Source organism: Rhodococcus sp. 15-725-2-2b (assembly GCF_002259075.1).
In the GTDB taxonomy this organism is placed as follows: domain Bacteria; phylum Actinomycetota; class Actinomycetes; order Mycobacteriales; family Mycobacteriaceae; genus Rhodococcoides.
Genome location: NZ_NPFL01000023.1, coordinates 128,955 through 143,666, shown reverse-complemented (window position 1 = coordinate 143,666; position 14,712 = coordinate 128,955). Strand labels below are relative to the sequence as shown.

12 protein-coding genes are annotated in these 14,712 nt (G+C 62.9%); 9 read left to right on the top strand and 3 right to left on the bottom strand.

Translation table 11 applies throughout. The annotated features are described in order from the left end of the window. Positions 1 to 7 precede the first annotated feature (7 nt). From CH306_RS27545 to CH306_RS27535, 4 genes are all read left to right on the top strand, one after another. The gene (locus CH306_RS27545) at positions 8 to 436 is read left to right on the top strand and encodes a hypothetical protein (RefSeq protein WP_094648434.1); all 429 of its coding nucleotides are present in this window, start codon (positions 8 to 10) and stop codon (positions 434 to 436) included. Between the two features lie 73 nt (positions 437 to 509). Beyond that, the gene (locus tag CH306_RS29315) at positions 510 to 656 is read left to right on the top strand and encodes a hypothetical protein (RefSeq protein WP_155288950.1); all 147 of its coding nucleotides are present in this window, start codon (positions 510 to 512) and stop codon (positions 654 to 656) included. Beyond that, positions 653 to 1,225: a hypothetical protein gene (locus tag CH306_RS27540; RefSeq protein ID WP_256981287.1), complete on the top strand. Its 573-nt coding sequence runs from the start codon at positions 653 to 655 to the stop codon at positions 1,223 to 1,225. Before CH306_RS29315 ends, CH306_RS27540 begins: the two co-directional genes overlap by 4 nt. A 68-nt stretch (positions 1,226 to 1,293) precedes the next feature. After that, complete coding sequence (locus CH306_RS27535; protein WP_094648433.1) at positions 1,294 to 3,684, top strand: DNA topoisomerase III; 2,391 nt, start codon at positions 1,294 to 1,296, stop codon at positions 3,682 to 3,684. A 69-nt stretch (positions 3,685 to 3,753) separates the two neighbouring features. Here CH306_RS27535 and CH306_RS27530 read toward each other — a convergent pair whose 3' ends face one another. Both CH306_RS27530 and CH306_RS27520 read right to left on the bottom strand, forming a co-directional pair. Continuing rightward, positions 3,754 to 4,116 carry a hypothetical protein gene (locus CH306_RS27530; protein ID WP_143545451.1) on the bottom strand — a complete coding sequence of 121 codons (363 nt, stop codon included), beginning with the start codon at positions 4,114 to 4,116 and terminating at the stop codon, positions 3,754 to 3,756. A gap of 206 nt (positions 4,117 to 4,322) precedes the next feature. Then, on the bottom strand, positions 4,323 to 5,258 hold the full coding sequence (locus CH306_RS27520; RefSeq protein WP_094648430.1) for an abortive infection family protein: 936 nt from the start codon (positions 5,256 to 5,258) through the stop codon (positions 4,323 to 4,325). Positions 5,259 to 5,396: 138 nt separating this feature from the next. On the opposite strand from CH306_RS27520, the gene CH306_RS27515 reads away from it, so the two are divergent. Next, on the top strand, positions 5,397 to 8,711 hold the full coding sequence (locus CH306_RS27515; RefSeq protein ID WP_094648429.1) for a type ISP restriction/modification enzyme: 3,315 nt from the start codon (positions 5,397 to 5,399) through the stop codon (positions 8,709 to 8,711). 44 nt (positions 8,712 to 8,755) lie between these two features. Here CH306_RS27515 and CH306_RS27510 read toward each other — a convergent pair whose 3' ends face one another. Continuing rightward, entirely contained in the window at positions 8,756 to 9,307 is a 552-nt protein-coding gene (locus CH306_RS27510; RefSeq protein WP_094648428.1) for a hypothetical protein, read from the bottom strand. 1,486 nt (positions 9,308 to 10,793) lie between these two features. On the opposite strand from CH306_RS27510, the gene CH306_RS27500 reads away from it, so the two are divergent. From CH306_RS27500 to CH306_RS29680, 4 genes are all read left to right on the top strand, one after another. Next, positions 10,794 to 11,453, top strand: coding sequence for a TraI DNA relaxase (locus CH306_RS27500; protein WP_094648426.1), 660 nt, complete (start codon positions 10,794 to 10,796; stop codon positions 11,451 to 11,453). After that, on the top strand, positions 11,447 to 13,348 hold the full coding sequence (locus CH306_RS27495; RefSeq protein ID WP_094648425.1) for a type IV secretory system conjugative DNA transfer family protein: 1,902 nt from the start codon (positions 11,447 to 11,449) through the stop codon (positions 13,346 to 13,348). The genes CH306_RS27500 and CH306_RS27495 overlap by 7 nt, the downstream gene beginning before the upstream one ends. Beyond that, positions 13,345 to 13,827, top strand: a complete 483-nt coding sequence (locus CH306_RS27490) for a DUF4913 domain-containing protein (RefSeq protein WP_094648424.1) — start codon at positions 13,345 to 13,347, stop codon at positions 13,825 to 13,827. Before CH306_RS27495 ends, CH306_RS27490 begins: the two co-directional genes overlap by 4 nt. A 249-nt stretch (positions 13,828 to 14,076) precedes the next feature. Beyond that, positions 14,077 to 14,691 (top strand): hypothetical protein, encoded by a 615-nt coding sequence (locus CH306_RS29680; RefSeq protein WP_068426468.1) that lies wholly within the window; start codon positions 14,077 to 14,079, stop codon positions 14,689 to 14,691. The last annotated feature ends 21 nt before the right edge of the window (positions 14,692 to 14,712 follow it).

Sequence of the window (14,712 nt, the reverse complement as noted above, 5' to 3'; positions counted from 1 at the left end):
CATCCGGATGCGCACCGACAAGCGAAAGGCCACCGTCATGACCACCACACCGCCGCGCACCACCTACGAGGTCGCCCACACCGATGTCCACCGGGTACTGGTCGCGATCGCCCTCACCTCGCTCACCGTGTGGCTCGCGTGGGCGGTTCCGGTCGCCGACTGGGTACTGGGCTCTACCGGTTCTGCCTCCGTCGAGTCCGGCCGTGTCGCAGCGGCCCGCGACGCCGTCACTCAGGGCTGGTGGGCGGTCATCGTCGTCACCGTCGCCATGACCATCGGCAGCGCGCTCGCTGTCGCGGTGGACCACTCGCGGGGCCGGAACTGGACTGTCACCGCGCTGCAGAAGGCCATCCGGCTCGCCTCGACAGTGGCGGCGATGTGGGCGATCTCGACGGTCAGCGTCCTCGCCGCAGCAGGAGTCCCCACCGTCGGCTAGCGCGGCACACAACCACATTTGTTGTCGGTGGCCACCAGGACACTGGCACCATCACAGACCAAGGAGCACAGATATGGCACAGATCCTCCACAACCGCCAGGCGGATGCACCGATCGTCGATTGGCTCGAAGTCATCGCCAAAGCCGCTGCGCTGGGCCAGATCTGCGACACCGACGCTGAATCAGCGAACGACTCCGACTCGCAGGAGACCACGAGATGAGCCGAAGAGCAGGCATTGTTTTCGCGTGTCTCGGCATCGTCGGTGTGGTCGCCATCGCCGCTCTGGTCGTGTTCGTCTTCCGCGGCTCGGACACACCGCCACCACCGGGCACGGACGCCGGGATCGCCATCGACCCGTCCGCCACCGACCCGGTCGGCGTCGCGACGTCGGTGATGTCCGCTGTGTACACCTGGCAACCCGCAGTGCAGGACTCACCGTGGGATGCCCTGCACGCGCAACGCGACAACGTGACCGGATCGATGGCCACCGCCGCCGCCACGCCACCCGATCCAGCCCCGCAACCGATCCCGGAATGGTCGGCATGGGCACGCAGCGGAGACGTCGTCACCGCCGTCGCTCGACCGGACACCAGCATCTACGCCGACGGCGCAGCCGCCGAGATGGACGGTGACAACCAGGCCACCGTGGCTGTCGTCATCGACCGCGTCGTCCAACACCGCAGCGGTGAGATCACCCCGTTCACCGGCTACACCGGAGCCGTCGACCTCGAACGCACCGACGACGGCTGGAAAGTCGCGAACTACCGCCTCGTCAGCGCAGGCCTCTAGCCGACTGGCCACCGGCAACACCCTCACTGTCCACACGCCGCACGCACCGCAGAGAAGGATCTATTGTCATGGGAAAAGTCGGAATCCTCACCGAAAAGCCCTCCGCAGCTCGCAACTTCGCCGCCGCACTGGGCGGAATGAGTGGCACGTTCGCAGGCACGGAGTACGTCATCGTCCACGCTCGCGGCCACCTGCTGGAATTGAAAGACCCTTCCGCAATGGTGCCCGCGCCTCTCACCGACAAGTACAAGAGCTGGGAGCTCGAACATCTCCCGTGGAACGCCGACGACTTCCGCTGGGAGCGAGAGATCCGGCGCCGGGTGTCCGGCGGCAAGCTGGTCACCGATCCGGACGCGAAAAGCCTGCTGCAGGACCTCAAGACAGTGCTCTCGGGCTGCGAGAGCATCTGCAATGCAGCCGATCTCGATCCGACCGGTGAAGGTTCCCTGCTGGGCTGGGAGATCGTGGAGTACCTGGGCCTCGAGAACAAGAAGCTCGAACGCATGGAGTTCCTGGACGAGACACCGGCATCGCTGCGTAAGGCCTTCACAGCCCGCCGGCCGGTCACCGCGATCGCCGCCGAGGGCGACTACCGCAAGGCCGACTTCCGGTCGAAGTGGGACATGCTCTCGATGCAGTTCACCAGAGTTGCCACCAAGACGACCGGGGCGAGCACGGTACTGCGTAACGGGCGACTCAAGTCCGCGATGGTCGTGATCGTCGGTGACGGGCTCGACGCGCACCACGGATACATCAAGAAGGCGTTCTACGAGAACCGGTTTCGGGACGAGAACGGCGTGACGTACACCGACCCCGAGGTCGATCGATTCGAGAACGAGAACGATGTTCGCGGCGGCCTTCAGTCGTCACCGGTCGTCCACGACGGGACCACACGCAAGAAAACGGGACCGCCGAAACTGATGGACCTGGCCGGACTGTCGTCTCTGTTGTCGAAGAAGGGTTTCGGGGCGAAGAACGTTCTCGACACCTATCAGAAGATGTACGAGGCGCAGGTGGTGTCCTACCCGCGTACCGAGGACAAGTTCATCTCGATCGAGCAGTTCAACGAGCTGCTTCCCTCGGTCGACGCGATCGCCGGTGTGGTGGGCGTGGATCCGGCGGCGCTGAGCCATCGCGGCCCACGTACGAGCCACGTCAAGTCCGGTGGCGCGCACGGTGCCAACCGTCCTGGGCCCAACGTCCCGCCGAGCCTCGCGGCAGTGGAGAAGGCCTACGGCGAGTTGGGTCGGGAGATCTACGAGCTCCTCGCGAAGAATTACCTGACGATGCTCGCCCCCGATTACGAGTACGACCAGCATCGCGGGCACGTCGGGAAATACCCGAGTTTCGTCGGCTCGCTGAATGTGCCCGCAGTGCTCGGATGGAAAGGTGTGTTCGTCGTCGAGGAGGAGGACGGCGGCGAGCGCGACGAGCAACCCACTGGTGTGACGGCGTTGGGTACTGTCGCGGACCCGTTCGTCCACGAGGGCTTCCCGCCGCGGCCGCCGCATCCGACGATGGGATGGCTGATGAAGCAGCTCGAGAAGCGGAGCGTAGGTACCGGCGCGACCCGGACGAGCACCTATGCCGAGGTCACGAACAACGCGGGCGGCAAGGCCTTGATGGTCGAGAAGCGCGGCAAGATCACCCTCAGCGCGATCGGTGAACTCAACCATCGGATCCTGCCGGGTACACACATCGGGGATCTGACGATCACCGAGCAGGTCTTCGAGCAGATGGCGCAGATCGAGGCCGGAACCGGTGAGGCAGCCGACTATCTGTCCCTCGTGGCGGATCTGGTGCGCCGCGACCTCGAGACGATGACGGCGAATGCGAGGACGCTGTCTGGCGAACTGAAGGCTCGCATGGGCAAGGCCGGGGTGACCCGAGAAGCGGTGGAGATGATCGAGCTGCCACCGGAGCTGCATTTCACCCACGCTGGCACGGTCGTGACCCGCGCGAAGCGGGTCTTCGGTGGCCACCGGTTCACCGACGCCGAAGTAGCGGCACTGCTGGCCGGCCAGGTTATCGAGATCGTCGCGACGAGCGCGAAGTCGGGAAAGACGTTCACCTGCACGGGAAAGCTCGAACCGGGTGTGATGGACAAGGACGGTAAGCAGTATCCACACGTGAGCTTCAACCCGCAGTTCGCAGAGCGTGCACCTCGCACAGACCTGGTCAGCGGAGTGTGGAAAGGCAAGCCGGTCACGTTCAAGGGCCGCGGATGGGGTGCCAACGACCAGTGGCCGGGTAAGGACTTCACCGAGCAGGAACTGGAAAAGCTATTGGCCGGGGAGACCATCGAATTCGACGCCACAAGCAAGACAGGTAAGACGTATCGAGCCAAGGGCGCACTGGCCGCAGGTACCTACCAGGGCAGCAAGACATTTGGATTCAAACTGAAGTTCGAGGACCGCAAATCCACCGCAGCCACCAAGAAACGCACCGTGCGTCGGTAAACGGGTGCCGCAGGACAGCAGCGGGGCCGTACGCCTGCACCCATCGGGAAACGAGTTCGAGCGGCGGGTTCAGAAGAATGCCAGCTGTGCCTCGTCGACGCGGACACGTCCGGGCTTCGTCCGGCGGGGCCGGACCGGGGGAGCGTGCCGAGCCGGCACCGCCGGTGTGGAACCTTCGGCGATGCCGAGGCCGGCGCACGCGCGGCGCGCCAATTCCTCTCGCACACGGGAGCGTTCGGCCACGCGCGTACGTCCGATCGGAGTGTCTCGGACGCTCCACTCCAACTCCCATGCCGCCGACCCCGGCGTCGGTGCTGCCACAGCGCGGTCGGTCACCCGATCAAGTAGCTGATCGATCTTGTCGATCAACACGTGCGCACACTCATCGAGCACACGCTCAGGCACCGTGGCCACGGACTCGTTGTCGCTCACACTCGCCACTGTAGAGCCGGGCACTGACGAACAGCCCGCACCTGACACTCGTGGCGACGGTCCACCCGCCGGAGAATCGCTTCGCCGCCTCATCGCCGGAATCCCCGACGGGGATCGCGAACGGATGCCACCAGGTTCCGGATCGACCGGGCGTCGCCACGCTCCTCGGATGTCGTCGTAGGCCGATTCGAGTAGCGCGTTTCGATCTACCGTGTGTCCCATACATCGAACAGGAATTCGCTGATGGCCACAGCTGAGTTCAGGGCGAGCCGGGCGTGTCGTCGATCGGCGGTGCTCGGAGATCCTCGGCCGTGACCGGTTCCGATCTTGTTCCGCAGCTCGCCGAGGCTTTGTACCGAGCTGGCGAGTCCTCTTAAGAGCCCGTTGACGGCCGAGCTCGCGGCGGCGTCACCTTCGACTGATTTACCGGCGATGTCCAACGCTTTGCTGGTCGCTTTGTAGAGGGTTGGGAGGTCGTCGCTGCGCTTGTAGGTCCCTCCAAGGTCATCGAGGATTTGGATGAACACAGACTCGATCAGCTCTTTGCACGCGCCGATGGCAGCTTCGGGATCCGTTGCGATGCTTGCTTCGATACGTCTCAGATGCCGATCGAGAGTTGTACGGTCGTCGAGTGTTGCTCGGTCGAGGACCAGGCCGGCGGGGCGGTCGCCGTGGAAGCTACTGATTCGTCGCCAGTTGTAAAGTGTTCGCCCACTGATGGTTCCGTCTGCGACCAGCTCGTAGTTGTCGGGGGCGAGCAGTTCGTTGAGGCGAATAACCATGGATTCTGCGATATCGGGGTCTCGTACGAGAGGGTGCACGGTGCGGGTGAGAAACCGCAGGAAAGCATCATCTGGACCGGTGCGGATGCTGAACCTGGTGTCCCCGAAGACCCAGCCCTCACCCCAGTCAGTGTTGTTGATGCAGTGCTGGTGTATGTCGCCGGCGGCGTCCGTGTACCGACGGTCGGTGCTGGGAAGGTCGTGCAGGTCGTACAGGGCGCTCAGGAAAGTGACTTCGTCGAGTTTGCCCACCCAGAAATAGTCGCGATCGAGTGTCAGTGTGTCTATCACTGCCTGGCGAGTGATGTCTGTGATCTCGCGAGCCGTGTGGGATCGGCGCGCAGGGTCCGCGGGGTTCATCGGACAAGTTTCGCTTAGGTCGTGTGCAGGCCTGCGGCTTGGTACAAAGGTGGCTTCTCGGCCCAGCCGATCATGCCTCCCGGACGCTGGGCCCGCGCGTTCAACGGTTACGGTTTGCGAACAAATGGAGGTAGTCAGATGACGTTTGCGGACCTTATCGCCCAGTTCGGCACCACTGCCAAAGACAAGCTCGACGGGCCGGGAGAGCGCGAAGCGCTGCTTTCCGGCCCTGTCGCCAGGTTGATCGAAGACCTGGGTGCCGAATCTGGCATGAAAACCGTTGCGCACGATGAGGTTCGAGAGCAGGACGGATCGGTTCGCCCCGATTTCGGTGTTCGTGTCAACGACGTCTTGGTGGGGCACATCGAGCTCAAAGCGCCAGGGGTAAGTCTCGACCCAGAGAGTTACCGAAAGACGACCCACAACTACCGGCAGTGGCAGCGCCTGAAAGAACTTCCCAACCTACTTCACACCAACGGCGTGGAGTGGCGTCTGTGGCGATACGGCGAACTGGTGGACGAGCCGGTCAGCCTTCACACACCCAGTCTGACGCGAACACGAGGCAAGCTCACAGCGCCGAGTCGCATGGAGATGCTGCTCAACGGCTTCTTGCGGTGGGAGCCTGCACCGATCTCATCGGTCTCTAAACTGGTCGACACACTGGCACCGCTGGCTCGGATGCTTCGCGAGGAAGTTCGGTTGGCCCTCAAGGCAGAGCGACGTGCAATCAAAGCTGGCGCAGATCCTGACCTACAACCGTTCCTCGGCATCGCTCGAGACTGGCGCACACTGCTGTTCCCGCACTCCCGAGACGAAGAGTTCGCAGACGGCTTCTCACAGACGGTGGTCTTCGCTCTGGTGCTCGCTGTCAGTGACGGGATCGACATCAGTGCTGGAACGTTGCACGATGTCGCCCGCAAGCTCGAAGGCAACTACAGCCTGATGGGTAAGGCTTTGGACCTGCTGACCGCCCACATCACCAAGACCCCCACATGGACCGCCATCGAAATAATCGCGCGGACTCTCTCCGCCGCACGGTGGCCCGCGATCGCTGCTGGCGGCGACGACGTCTATCTACACCTCTACGAGCACTTTCTAGGAACGTACGACCCCGAGAAGCGCAAAAAATCCGGTTCGTACTACACCCCGGTCGAAGTGGTGGATGCGATGGTCCGACTCACAGACGACGCTCTGAAAAGTCACCTCGGCAAGCCCGAGGGGTTGCGCAATCCCCACGTCAGCATCATCGACCCCGCGATGGGGACAGGAACATATCCACTGTCTGTGCTCAGGCACGTCGGTGCCGCTGCTGCTCAGCAGTACGGCCCGGGGGCTGCGCCGGAAGCAGTTGCCAGCACCGTTGCACGCTTGTACGGAATCGAACTGCAGTCCGGGCCGTTCTCCGTTGCCGAGCTGCGAGTGTCCGCCGCACTGCGCGATTCAGGGGCGCAGATGCCTGCCTCGGGACTGAATCTCTACGTCGCTGACACCCTCGAAGACCCCTACAGTGCGAGCAAGACGCAACTCTCTTACACACTCCAGCTGATTGCCAAGCAACGACAGCAAGCGAACGCAGTCAAACGCGAGCGCAATATCCAGGTCTGCATCGGCAATCCGCCCTACAAAGACCATGCCGGCGGCATGGGCGGATGGATCGAGACCGGCAGCGATCCAGCTACGAACCTGCCCCCGCTGAATGCGTTCAAACTGGAGGGAAACGGGCGGCACGAGCGGCACCTGAGCAATCTCTATGCCTACTTCTGGCGATGGGCCACATGGAAGGTCTTCGAATCGACGAATCATCCTGATGTTCGCGACGGCGGCAGCGGCGTAGTCTGCTTCATCACTGCTACCGGGTACCTTTCAGGTCCTGGGTTTCGCGGAATGCGACAGTACTTGCGGTCGACTTGTTCTCATGGGTGGATCATCAACGTCACGCCGGAGGGCAAGCAGCCCCCGAGTAAGAACGCCGTGTTCAACATCGAAACCCCTGTGGCCATTGCGATGTTCCTGCGTCGCCCGGATACCGACGCAGACGTACCCGCTGATATCCGATACATCGACGTCAACGGAACTCGAGGCGAAAAGTTCGAGCGCCTCGCAAACCTCCAGCTTTCCGATCCGGGTTGGCAACAAGCTCGCACTGGCTGGACCGACTCGTTCGTCCCGGCAGGCTCCGACACCTGGGACCAATACCCTGCTGTCGATGATCTGATGCCATGGCGTGCCAACGGCGTCCTCGCAGGACGGGGCTGGGTGTACGGACCCAGTAAAGACATTCTCGAAGAACGCCTTCGAGATCTAGTCAACGAATCCGATCCGTCCGTGAAGTCGACCAAATTCGGCGAGGGACGCGACGCGTCACTGACCAAAACGAAAACACCACTGTTCGGTGACGATGTCGAGACCGACACCCTGACACCTTTCAACTCCACAGTCATCATCACGGACCCCAAAATCGTGCGTGTCGGCTATCGGTCCTTCGATCGACAATGGCTGATCGCGGATAAACGGCTGATCATTCAGCCCTCACCGGACTTATGGCACGCACGCATACCGGGCCAGATTTTTACGATCGAGCTCCATTCAGAGTTTCCGAAGTCAGGGCCAGGGCTTGTTTTCACGTCGCTCATTCCTGACGTCCACCATTTCCGCGGCAGTGGTGGAGGCCGGGCGCTTCCGATGCTGCATCCTGACGGAACGCCTAACCTGGCCGCAGGTTTGGTCGAGGCATTGCGAGCCCAATTCGATCTGGGCGTCGCCCCCGCCGATGTTGTGTACTACCTCGCTGCAGTCTGCTCGCACCCCGGGTTCGTCGAGCGTTTTGCCGCCGATCTCAAGACCCCGGGCGTGCGAGTCCCCATTACAACGAACCCAGAACTATGGACCCGAGCCATTCAACTCGGAAGGCACATCGTCTGGCTTCACACGTACGGGGATCAGGGCGAACACCCCTCAGGAAAGATCTCGGTTCAGGAGGGAGTCCAGCCAGGAGCCGCACACCCGGTCTACGCGACATCTGTCGGCAACTCGATGCCGTCGTCCGTTGATTACGACCCCGAGTCAGAAATCCTACGACTAGGCGAAGGCCGATGGACTGGAGTGACCCAGGAGGTCCGCGACTACACCGTCGGCGGCGCGAACATCATCGATTCGTGGACCGGTTACCGGCTCGCAAGGCCCAAGGGAAAAAGAAGATCGCCCCTCGATAGCGTCAATGTCACAACGTGGCCCGCCGAATGGTCGATCGAGTTCTCCGACCTATTGAGTGTCTTGACACAACTGATCGACCTCGAACCGGCTCAGCAATCTCTGCTCGAGGACATTCTCGACGGCGAGGTGCTTACGGCCGACGAGTTGGCAACTATGGGAGTGCGATGGCCTGCCCAAACAGGAGACAAGGATCGCCAGCCCCGCAAGGCTGCTCGTGGTGGTCTACTCGATGAGAGCTAAGTCCGCGAGGACCAACGACCGTGGTGCGAGCCGCTTGAGGGAACTCATCGCCTGAACCCCCGGCGAGGATCGCGGGGTTGTTCGCCCAGTCGGGCTGTGAACCAGGTATCGCAAGGGAAAATCTGTAGCCACTGCACGGCAGTGGCGGGGTGATAGAACGCTTCGGCGTCACGATCGTCCATCAGGCCGTCCGAGACGGCATCCCAGTCGCCGTCGTGAGGATGAGCGTCGAGGGCGGCGACGTCTTCGCCGTATTCGGCGTCGGCCAGAGCGGCCGAGGCCTGCAAGATAACGATCATGAGCGCCAGTTGCTCGGCCATCGTGCGGGGACGGGGAAGGCGGCCGGCGTCGAGGTCTTCGGCCAAGTCGTCGAACGATCGGGCCATCTGGCGTCGCCACAGGGCTGATTCGTTGTAGGTGCACTCCGGCAGTCGGTCGAACAGATCCCACCAGTCGGTCGGGTCGACAGGATCGTCTCCGCGTTCTTCGATGTCGTCGTACGCTCCGTCGGCGCACACCCACGCGTGTATCCGCATCAGCTCCCGCTGTCGATCGGTGAGGCAGAACCGCGGCACGAAGTCGATGACATCACCCATGGCCCCCATGCTGCCGGTCCGCAGCGGTTCTACAGACGATTTCCCACCTATCCGAGATGTATCCCCAGGTCCAGCGACTACGCCCACGAACGTTTGTGGTCTGTGTGGCCGTACCTGCCCCGCAGCAATGTCAGGGTGCGCCCCCTGATCGCTTCTCGAGTGCTGCGTGAGCATCCGAGGTCTGCTAAGCGCACCAGATTCGCTTTCTCGGAACGGCACTTTTGTACTGCTTCGATTAGCGCTCCGCTCTGACAGTTGGGCTTAAAGTTACTCCTGCCACATTCCGAAGTTCGGCACACACATTATGAAAGCGTTGCCAGACATCCGGGACATCGTCTTCAGAAAGAACAGCTGGGCCGCCGTCCCAGAATGCGTCTATCGCGCTATGAATTTGCGAAGCTGCATCAGAGAAGGACTCGACTAGGTCTTCCAGCGAGGCGGCTATAGCCTCGTCTCGGACAAGTAGACGAGCATGCTCCAGTGACGCATTCAGATCGCGCATAGCATTCTCAGTGGCTGTTGCCATTTCGGTAGATCTCACGAAGCCAAGTCGCACCCACCTCCACTGGACACTCATGACCTGGCCGTATCGTGAAAACAGGGTCGCGCCGGTAAGCACGACAGCTATGCCAGCTCGTGCATCCTGTCGATACCGATCTTCACGATCCAACCGAGCGCGCTCTAGCTCTCGGCGGGTCGTAGCACGAACGGTCACTAAGACCCCAAATAGCGCAATTCCGGCCGCTAGGAGCGGACCGTACTGCTGCACAATAGACATTGAGTGATCGTCAGTCTGTGGGCTCAGCATCTATCGGCGGCATCGACGAAGCCCTTTCCCTCAAAGTCGAAGCCATTTCCCTCAAAGCCGAAGCGCGTTCCGGATTAGCCTTCTCGATTTCCGCGATTTGCAAATTCTCGGGGCGCTGAAGGAAGGCGATTTGACGGCGACGCCAGTCTGCCTGGTCAGCTCTCCAGTGTATAGAGGTCATGCGCACTCGCCTCTTTTCGATAGGCCAAGTCTTGAGTTTCCTATAGTACGTTGTGCCGCTTCCCCGCGCGCCTCTCTCACTACTAGCCTCCTCATCGCACAGCGTCGACGCTGTGTTCGCCCCGTACGTCGACTTTCAGCACGGCATGTGGCACTGGGGTAGCGACGTCAGCGCTGCGATTCCGTCGGGCGGGGCAGAATCTTGGCTGTACTTACCCTGTGGCCTATCAGCTCGGGACACGTCCGGCGTCGGGCTCGCTTCCGAAGGATGCGAGAGCACGCGGCGATGAGCTAGTCTGATGACGTTCGACCGTCGATGAGGGTCACGGTCGAGCGTCCATCCAGCAACAGCGCTGCACCGCACCTCTTTTCGGGTGCCGGTGTCTTCGAGCTGTGGGCTGGCCGACGCTCCCAGTGAAGGCCCTCCATGTCGACTTCATTCCTGCTCGTGTCGAGCACTTCCGAGAATCAGTCAGGTTTCGACGGCGGTGTCCGTCGATGAGCATCCAACCGTCTACCGCCGAACTCCAGCGTCGCTCGCAGATCGCTGCTGCCGCCTACGAACGCGGTCGCCGCGCCGCTCTGGCTGCCGCACGCCGCCGCAGCTTGCCCGATCGGGCGCACACCCGACGCGAGGAGATTCGCGCGCGCTCGCACTTGTACGAACCGCGTAGTGACAGCCGCGCATTCGGTCTGCTCGATTCCGACCTCTCGCTGGCGCGGGCTGCGGCATTTCTCGCCGCGACCGGTGTCGCACACGAGCTGATCGCCAGCCAGACCTTCACCGACCCCGTCCAACAAGACTGGGCCGACGCCACAGCCGATCGCACGGCAGTCCACGAGGATGCGTGGCGGCAGCGGCTTGTCGACAACGGCATCGACGACGCGGTACTGCGCCCAGGTCTATCGCTGGACGTCCTCGAGTTGCCCGCCGAGCTCGACGGCCTCGACTTCGACGACATTGCCGAACGCACCCTCGATGTGTCCTCCACCGCTGCGGACGTCGAACCGATCCGTCTGGCCGATCTGATGCTCGAGGCACCACGACAGAACCGCCCGTCGGAGTCGGTCATCGACATCACCGACCGAGTCGCGAACGTCATCGAGATCGACCGCGGCGTCGACACCTCCACCGGGGCTGGTGTGGACGCATGGTGACCAAGAAGCCGACCTCCAAGGGAGCCGGGACATCGTCGTCGATGTTCCCGCTGATCGCCGTCTCGGTGGTGATCATGCTGATCGCGCTCGGTTACGGCTCACTGTGGCTCGGGCACGTATTCGTCGACACCGGTGAAGATATCCCCGTCAACCCGTTCGGGGCGCTGTTCTCGGTCGCCGGCGGGAAGCTGACCTGGCCGACGGTCTCGACATGGATATTCGTGATCGCGGTGATCATCGTCTCCGGTCTCACCGGCGTCGCCGCAGCAGCCCGCGCGACGGGCAGCAGCAAGAACGACGTCGACGCCAAGGCCCGCCTGATGGGACCGACGTCGAAGCTGACCGGGGTGACCGGCAAGCAGGCACGCGAACGAGCGAAGTCGCTACGATCCGATCTTGCCGAGTTGGACACCCTCGACGACTCCGACATCGGAGTCGTCGTCGGACGCACCGTCCAGGGCAATCAGAAGGTGTTCATGTCGTGGGAGGACATGCTCTTCGCCCTCGCCGGACCTCGTATGGGCAAGACCGCGGCGCTGGCGATCGACGCACTGTGCGCCGCGCCCGGCGCGGCGCTGTTCACCTCGAACAAGCGCGACGGACACGACTTCACTCGCGGTGTCCGCGAGCAGCTCGGCACAGTGTGGCGCTACGACCTGCAGGGGATCGCCGAAGGTCCGCTCACCACCGGCGACGGGTTCTGGTGGAATCCGCTGCGCGGAATCGACACCATCGTCGCCGCCCGCAAGCTCGCCTCGTACTTCGCTGCCGCCTCGCGCGATGACTCGGCCAAAGTCGATGCCTACTTCGACGGCGGCGCACAGGAACTGCTCGCGCAGATGATGTTCGCGGCAGCGTGCGGCGGCGGAGATCTCCTGCACGTCTACGGCTGGCTGTCCGACGAGGCGAACGAGCTCCCCCAGAAGCTGCTGCTGGAACACGGGCACGCCATCGTCGCGATGCGCCTGAAATCGACGAGCGATCTCAACCCGCGCCAGCGAGACGGCCTGTACGACATGGCTCGCCGGTTCATCGGCCTGCTGGAAGAGAAGTCGTACGCGATGTCGATCCTGCCGCCGAACCGAGCCGACCTCGGGGTCGAGGACACTCCGGACACCACGATCGGTGCCGGAGTGAGATATCCGCACGCGATGACGGAGTTCGTCGTGGAGAAGTTCGTCACCAGCACCGACACCCTCTACGCGCTGTCGAAGGAAGGCCCTGATTCCTCCTCGGCGCTGACCACCGCGCTGATCGGGTCGATCATCGACGCCGCACAGCGCGTCGCACGACGTAGCCCGCGCGGCCGGCTACCGGTGCCGATGCTGTGCATCCTCGACGAGGCCGCGAACGTGTGCCGCCTCCCCGAACTCCCGGCCTGGTACTCCCACCTCGGATCGCAAGGGATCTGCGTGATGACGATCGTGCAGAACCTGTCCCAGGCCCAGAAGGTGTGGGGACAAGACGGGGTCAAGCAGCTCCTCGATGCCGCGAACTTCCTCTGGTACGGCGGCGGACTCAAGGACAAGACCACCCTGTCCGAGCTGTCCGCGCTCGTCGGTGACCACGACGTCGAACGCTGGTCCAACTCCCGCAGTGGCGGCATGTTCGACAGCGGCTCGTCCTCGAAGTCGCAGTCCTGGTCGAAAGAGCCGATCCTGACCGTCGACGACCTCGGAGCGATCCCGAAAACCCGTGCACTGGTGCTGATTTCCGGTAACCGGCCGGTGTTGGTGGTGAAGGTGTACTGGTCCGACGGACCGAACGCCAACGGCATCAACTCCTCGTTCGCCCGCTACGGCATCCCCGAAAAGGACCTGATCCAGATCGAGCGAACAGCAGCCCCGACCGCCGAGACAGTCACGGCCATCAGCGACGAGGAGCCGTACCGATGACCGAATACGACGAGACCAGTTTCGACGAGACCGAATTCGACGAGACCGGACACGACGAGACCGGACACGACGAGACCGGACACGACGAGATCCCCTCGTTCGCCAAGGAAAAGCCCCGACGATTTCCCACGTTCGACGCTTGGTTCGATGCGTGGTTCTCGGCGATCGTGTCCCGCAAACTGTCGTCCTCGCCCGGCAAGAACCAGGTGTTCTGCCCGAGTTGGTGGGAGCACCCCGAAGTCGTGGTGCGGCTGCACTCGTTGTGGACCGCATGGGAGTCCGCGACGTCCGCCGATGACGACGGGGCGGCGATGTCGGGGTGGTGGGTCCATCACGCCGACCCACAGTTGCGCACGATGCTCGACGCCGAACACGGCCCGATGTATCGGTGCAGCCGCGATTCCCATCAGAACACCCCGGCGCTGCGCAACGAGTTCGTCGCTGCACCGCCCGGATGGTTCGACGACTTGGGCGTCTGATCGCGAAAACCTGACACAACCCCTGACCGAAGTAGCCAGAGGCCCTGGTGGGTGGCTAGACCCACCAGGGCCGATGTGGCCGGAGAGTGCGTCTCCGACCGACGACGACGGTAGCGACCGCCTCCCACCACAGCAGGTGCGGGTCGCATACGCCCGTCTCGCCCGACTCCAGGAGCGCACCCACCATGGCCAGAGATTCCGACGATTTCCAGCTCGATTTGTTCGCCGAGACAGAGGACAGTGACACCCATGATCGACCCGATAACGCAAGAAATAATGAAGCTGTATCTCGAGCACCAGGGGCTGCCGCCGGAGTTGAACCCGGACGATCAGCAGGAGTTCCTCGAGCGCGAGAGCGAGCGGATAGCGGAGCGGATCGACAACATGAAGGTCCACATGCAGAGCCAGGTCCTGGAGAGGTATCTGCGGGAGAACGGGGAGCCGGCCCCGTTCATGGAGCAGGTGGGCTTGATCAACCAGGCGTGGGCGCAGGCGACGGACTTCGTGATCAACGAGGAGATCTACAACCAGCTCCCGGTGGAGATGGAGGCCTATCCGCCGGATCAGGAGAGCCCGGAAGCGGAAGCAGAACGGGACCGGGCACGGATCCAGGTGCACCGGAGCGATCCGGAACGGTGGCGCGATCCGCTGAACTGCGCGGATCCGATCCAGTCGACGTTGTGGCTGACGGACGCACTGTGGAAAGACAAGCCGGTGCAGTTCCGGTACTACGCGATGCATCTGCTGCAGGCGAGGATCGAGGACGACCTGCCCTACCCGACGTCGCAGAGCCACCCGCTGTTTCCGTCGTTCACGAGCCTGCTCGACGAGAGGGTGGCCGAGCACGCGGCAAGCGGAAAGTAACCCGCCGCAGCGAATCCGACG

Bases quoted from the DNA above. Each gene is read 5' to 3' on its own strand.
- CH306_RS27545 (WP_094648434.1), top strand. From the start codon at position 8: ATGCGCACCGACAAGCGAAAGGCCACCGTCATGACCACCACACCGCCG.
- CH306_RS29315 (WP_155288950.1), top strand. From the start codon at position 510: ATGGCACAGATCCTCCACAACCGCCAGGCGGATGCACCGATCGTCGAT.
- CH306_RS27540 (WP_256981287.1), top strand. From the start codon at position 653: ATGAGCCGAAGAGCAGGCATTGTTTTCGCGTGTCTCGGCATCGTCGGT.
- CH306_RS27535 (WP_094648433.1), top strand. From the start codon at position 1,294: ATGGGAAAAGTCGGAATCCTCACCGAAAAGCCCTCCGCAGCTCGCAAC.
- CH306_RS27520 (WP_094648430.1), bottom strand. From the start codon at position 5,258: ATGAACCCCGCGGACCCTGCGCGCCGATCCCACACGGCTCGCGAGATC.
- CH306_RS27515 (WP_094648429.1), top strand. From the start codon at position 5,397: ATGACGTTTGCGGACCTTATCGCCCAGTTCGGCACCACTGCCAAAGAC.
- CH306_RS27510 (WP_094648428.1), bottom strand. From the start codon at position 9,307: ATGGGTGATGTCATCGACTTCGTGCCGCGGTTCTGCCTCACCGATCGA.
- CH306_RS27500 (WP_094648426.1), top strand. From the start codon at position 10,794: ATGAGCATCCAACCGTCTACCGCCGAACTCCAGCGTCGCTCGCAGATC.
- CH306_RS27495 (WP_094648425.1), top strand. From the start codon at position 11,447: ATGGTGACCAAGAAGCCGACCTCCAAGGGAGCCGGGACATCGTCGTCG.
- CH306_RS27490 (WP_094648424.1), top strand. From the start codon at position 13,345: ATGACCGAATACGACGAGACCAGTTTCGACGAGACCGAATTCGACGAG.
- CH306_RS29680 (WP_068426468.1), top strand. From the start codon at position 14,077: ATGATCGACCCGATAACGCAAGAAATAATGAAGCTGTATCTCGAGCAC.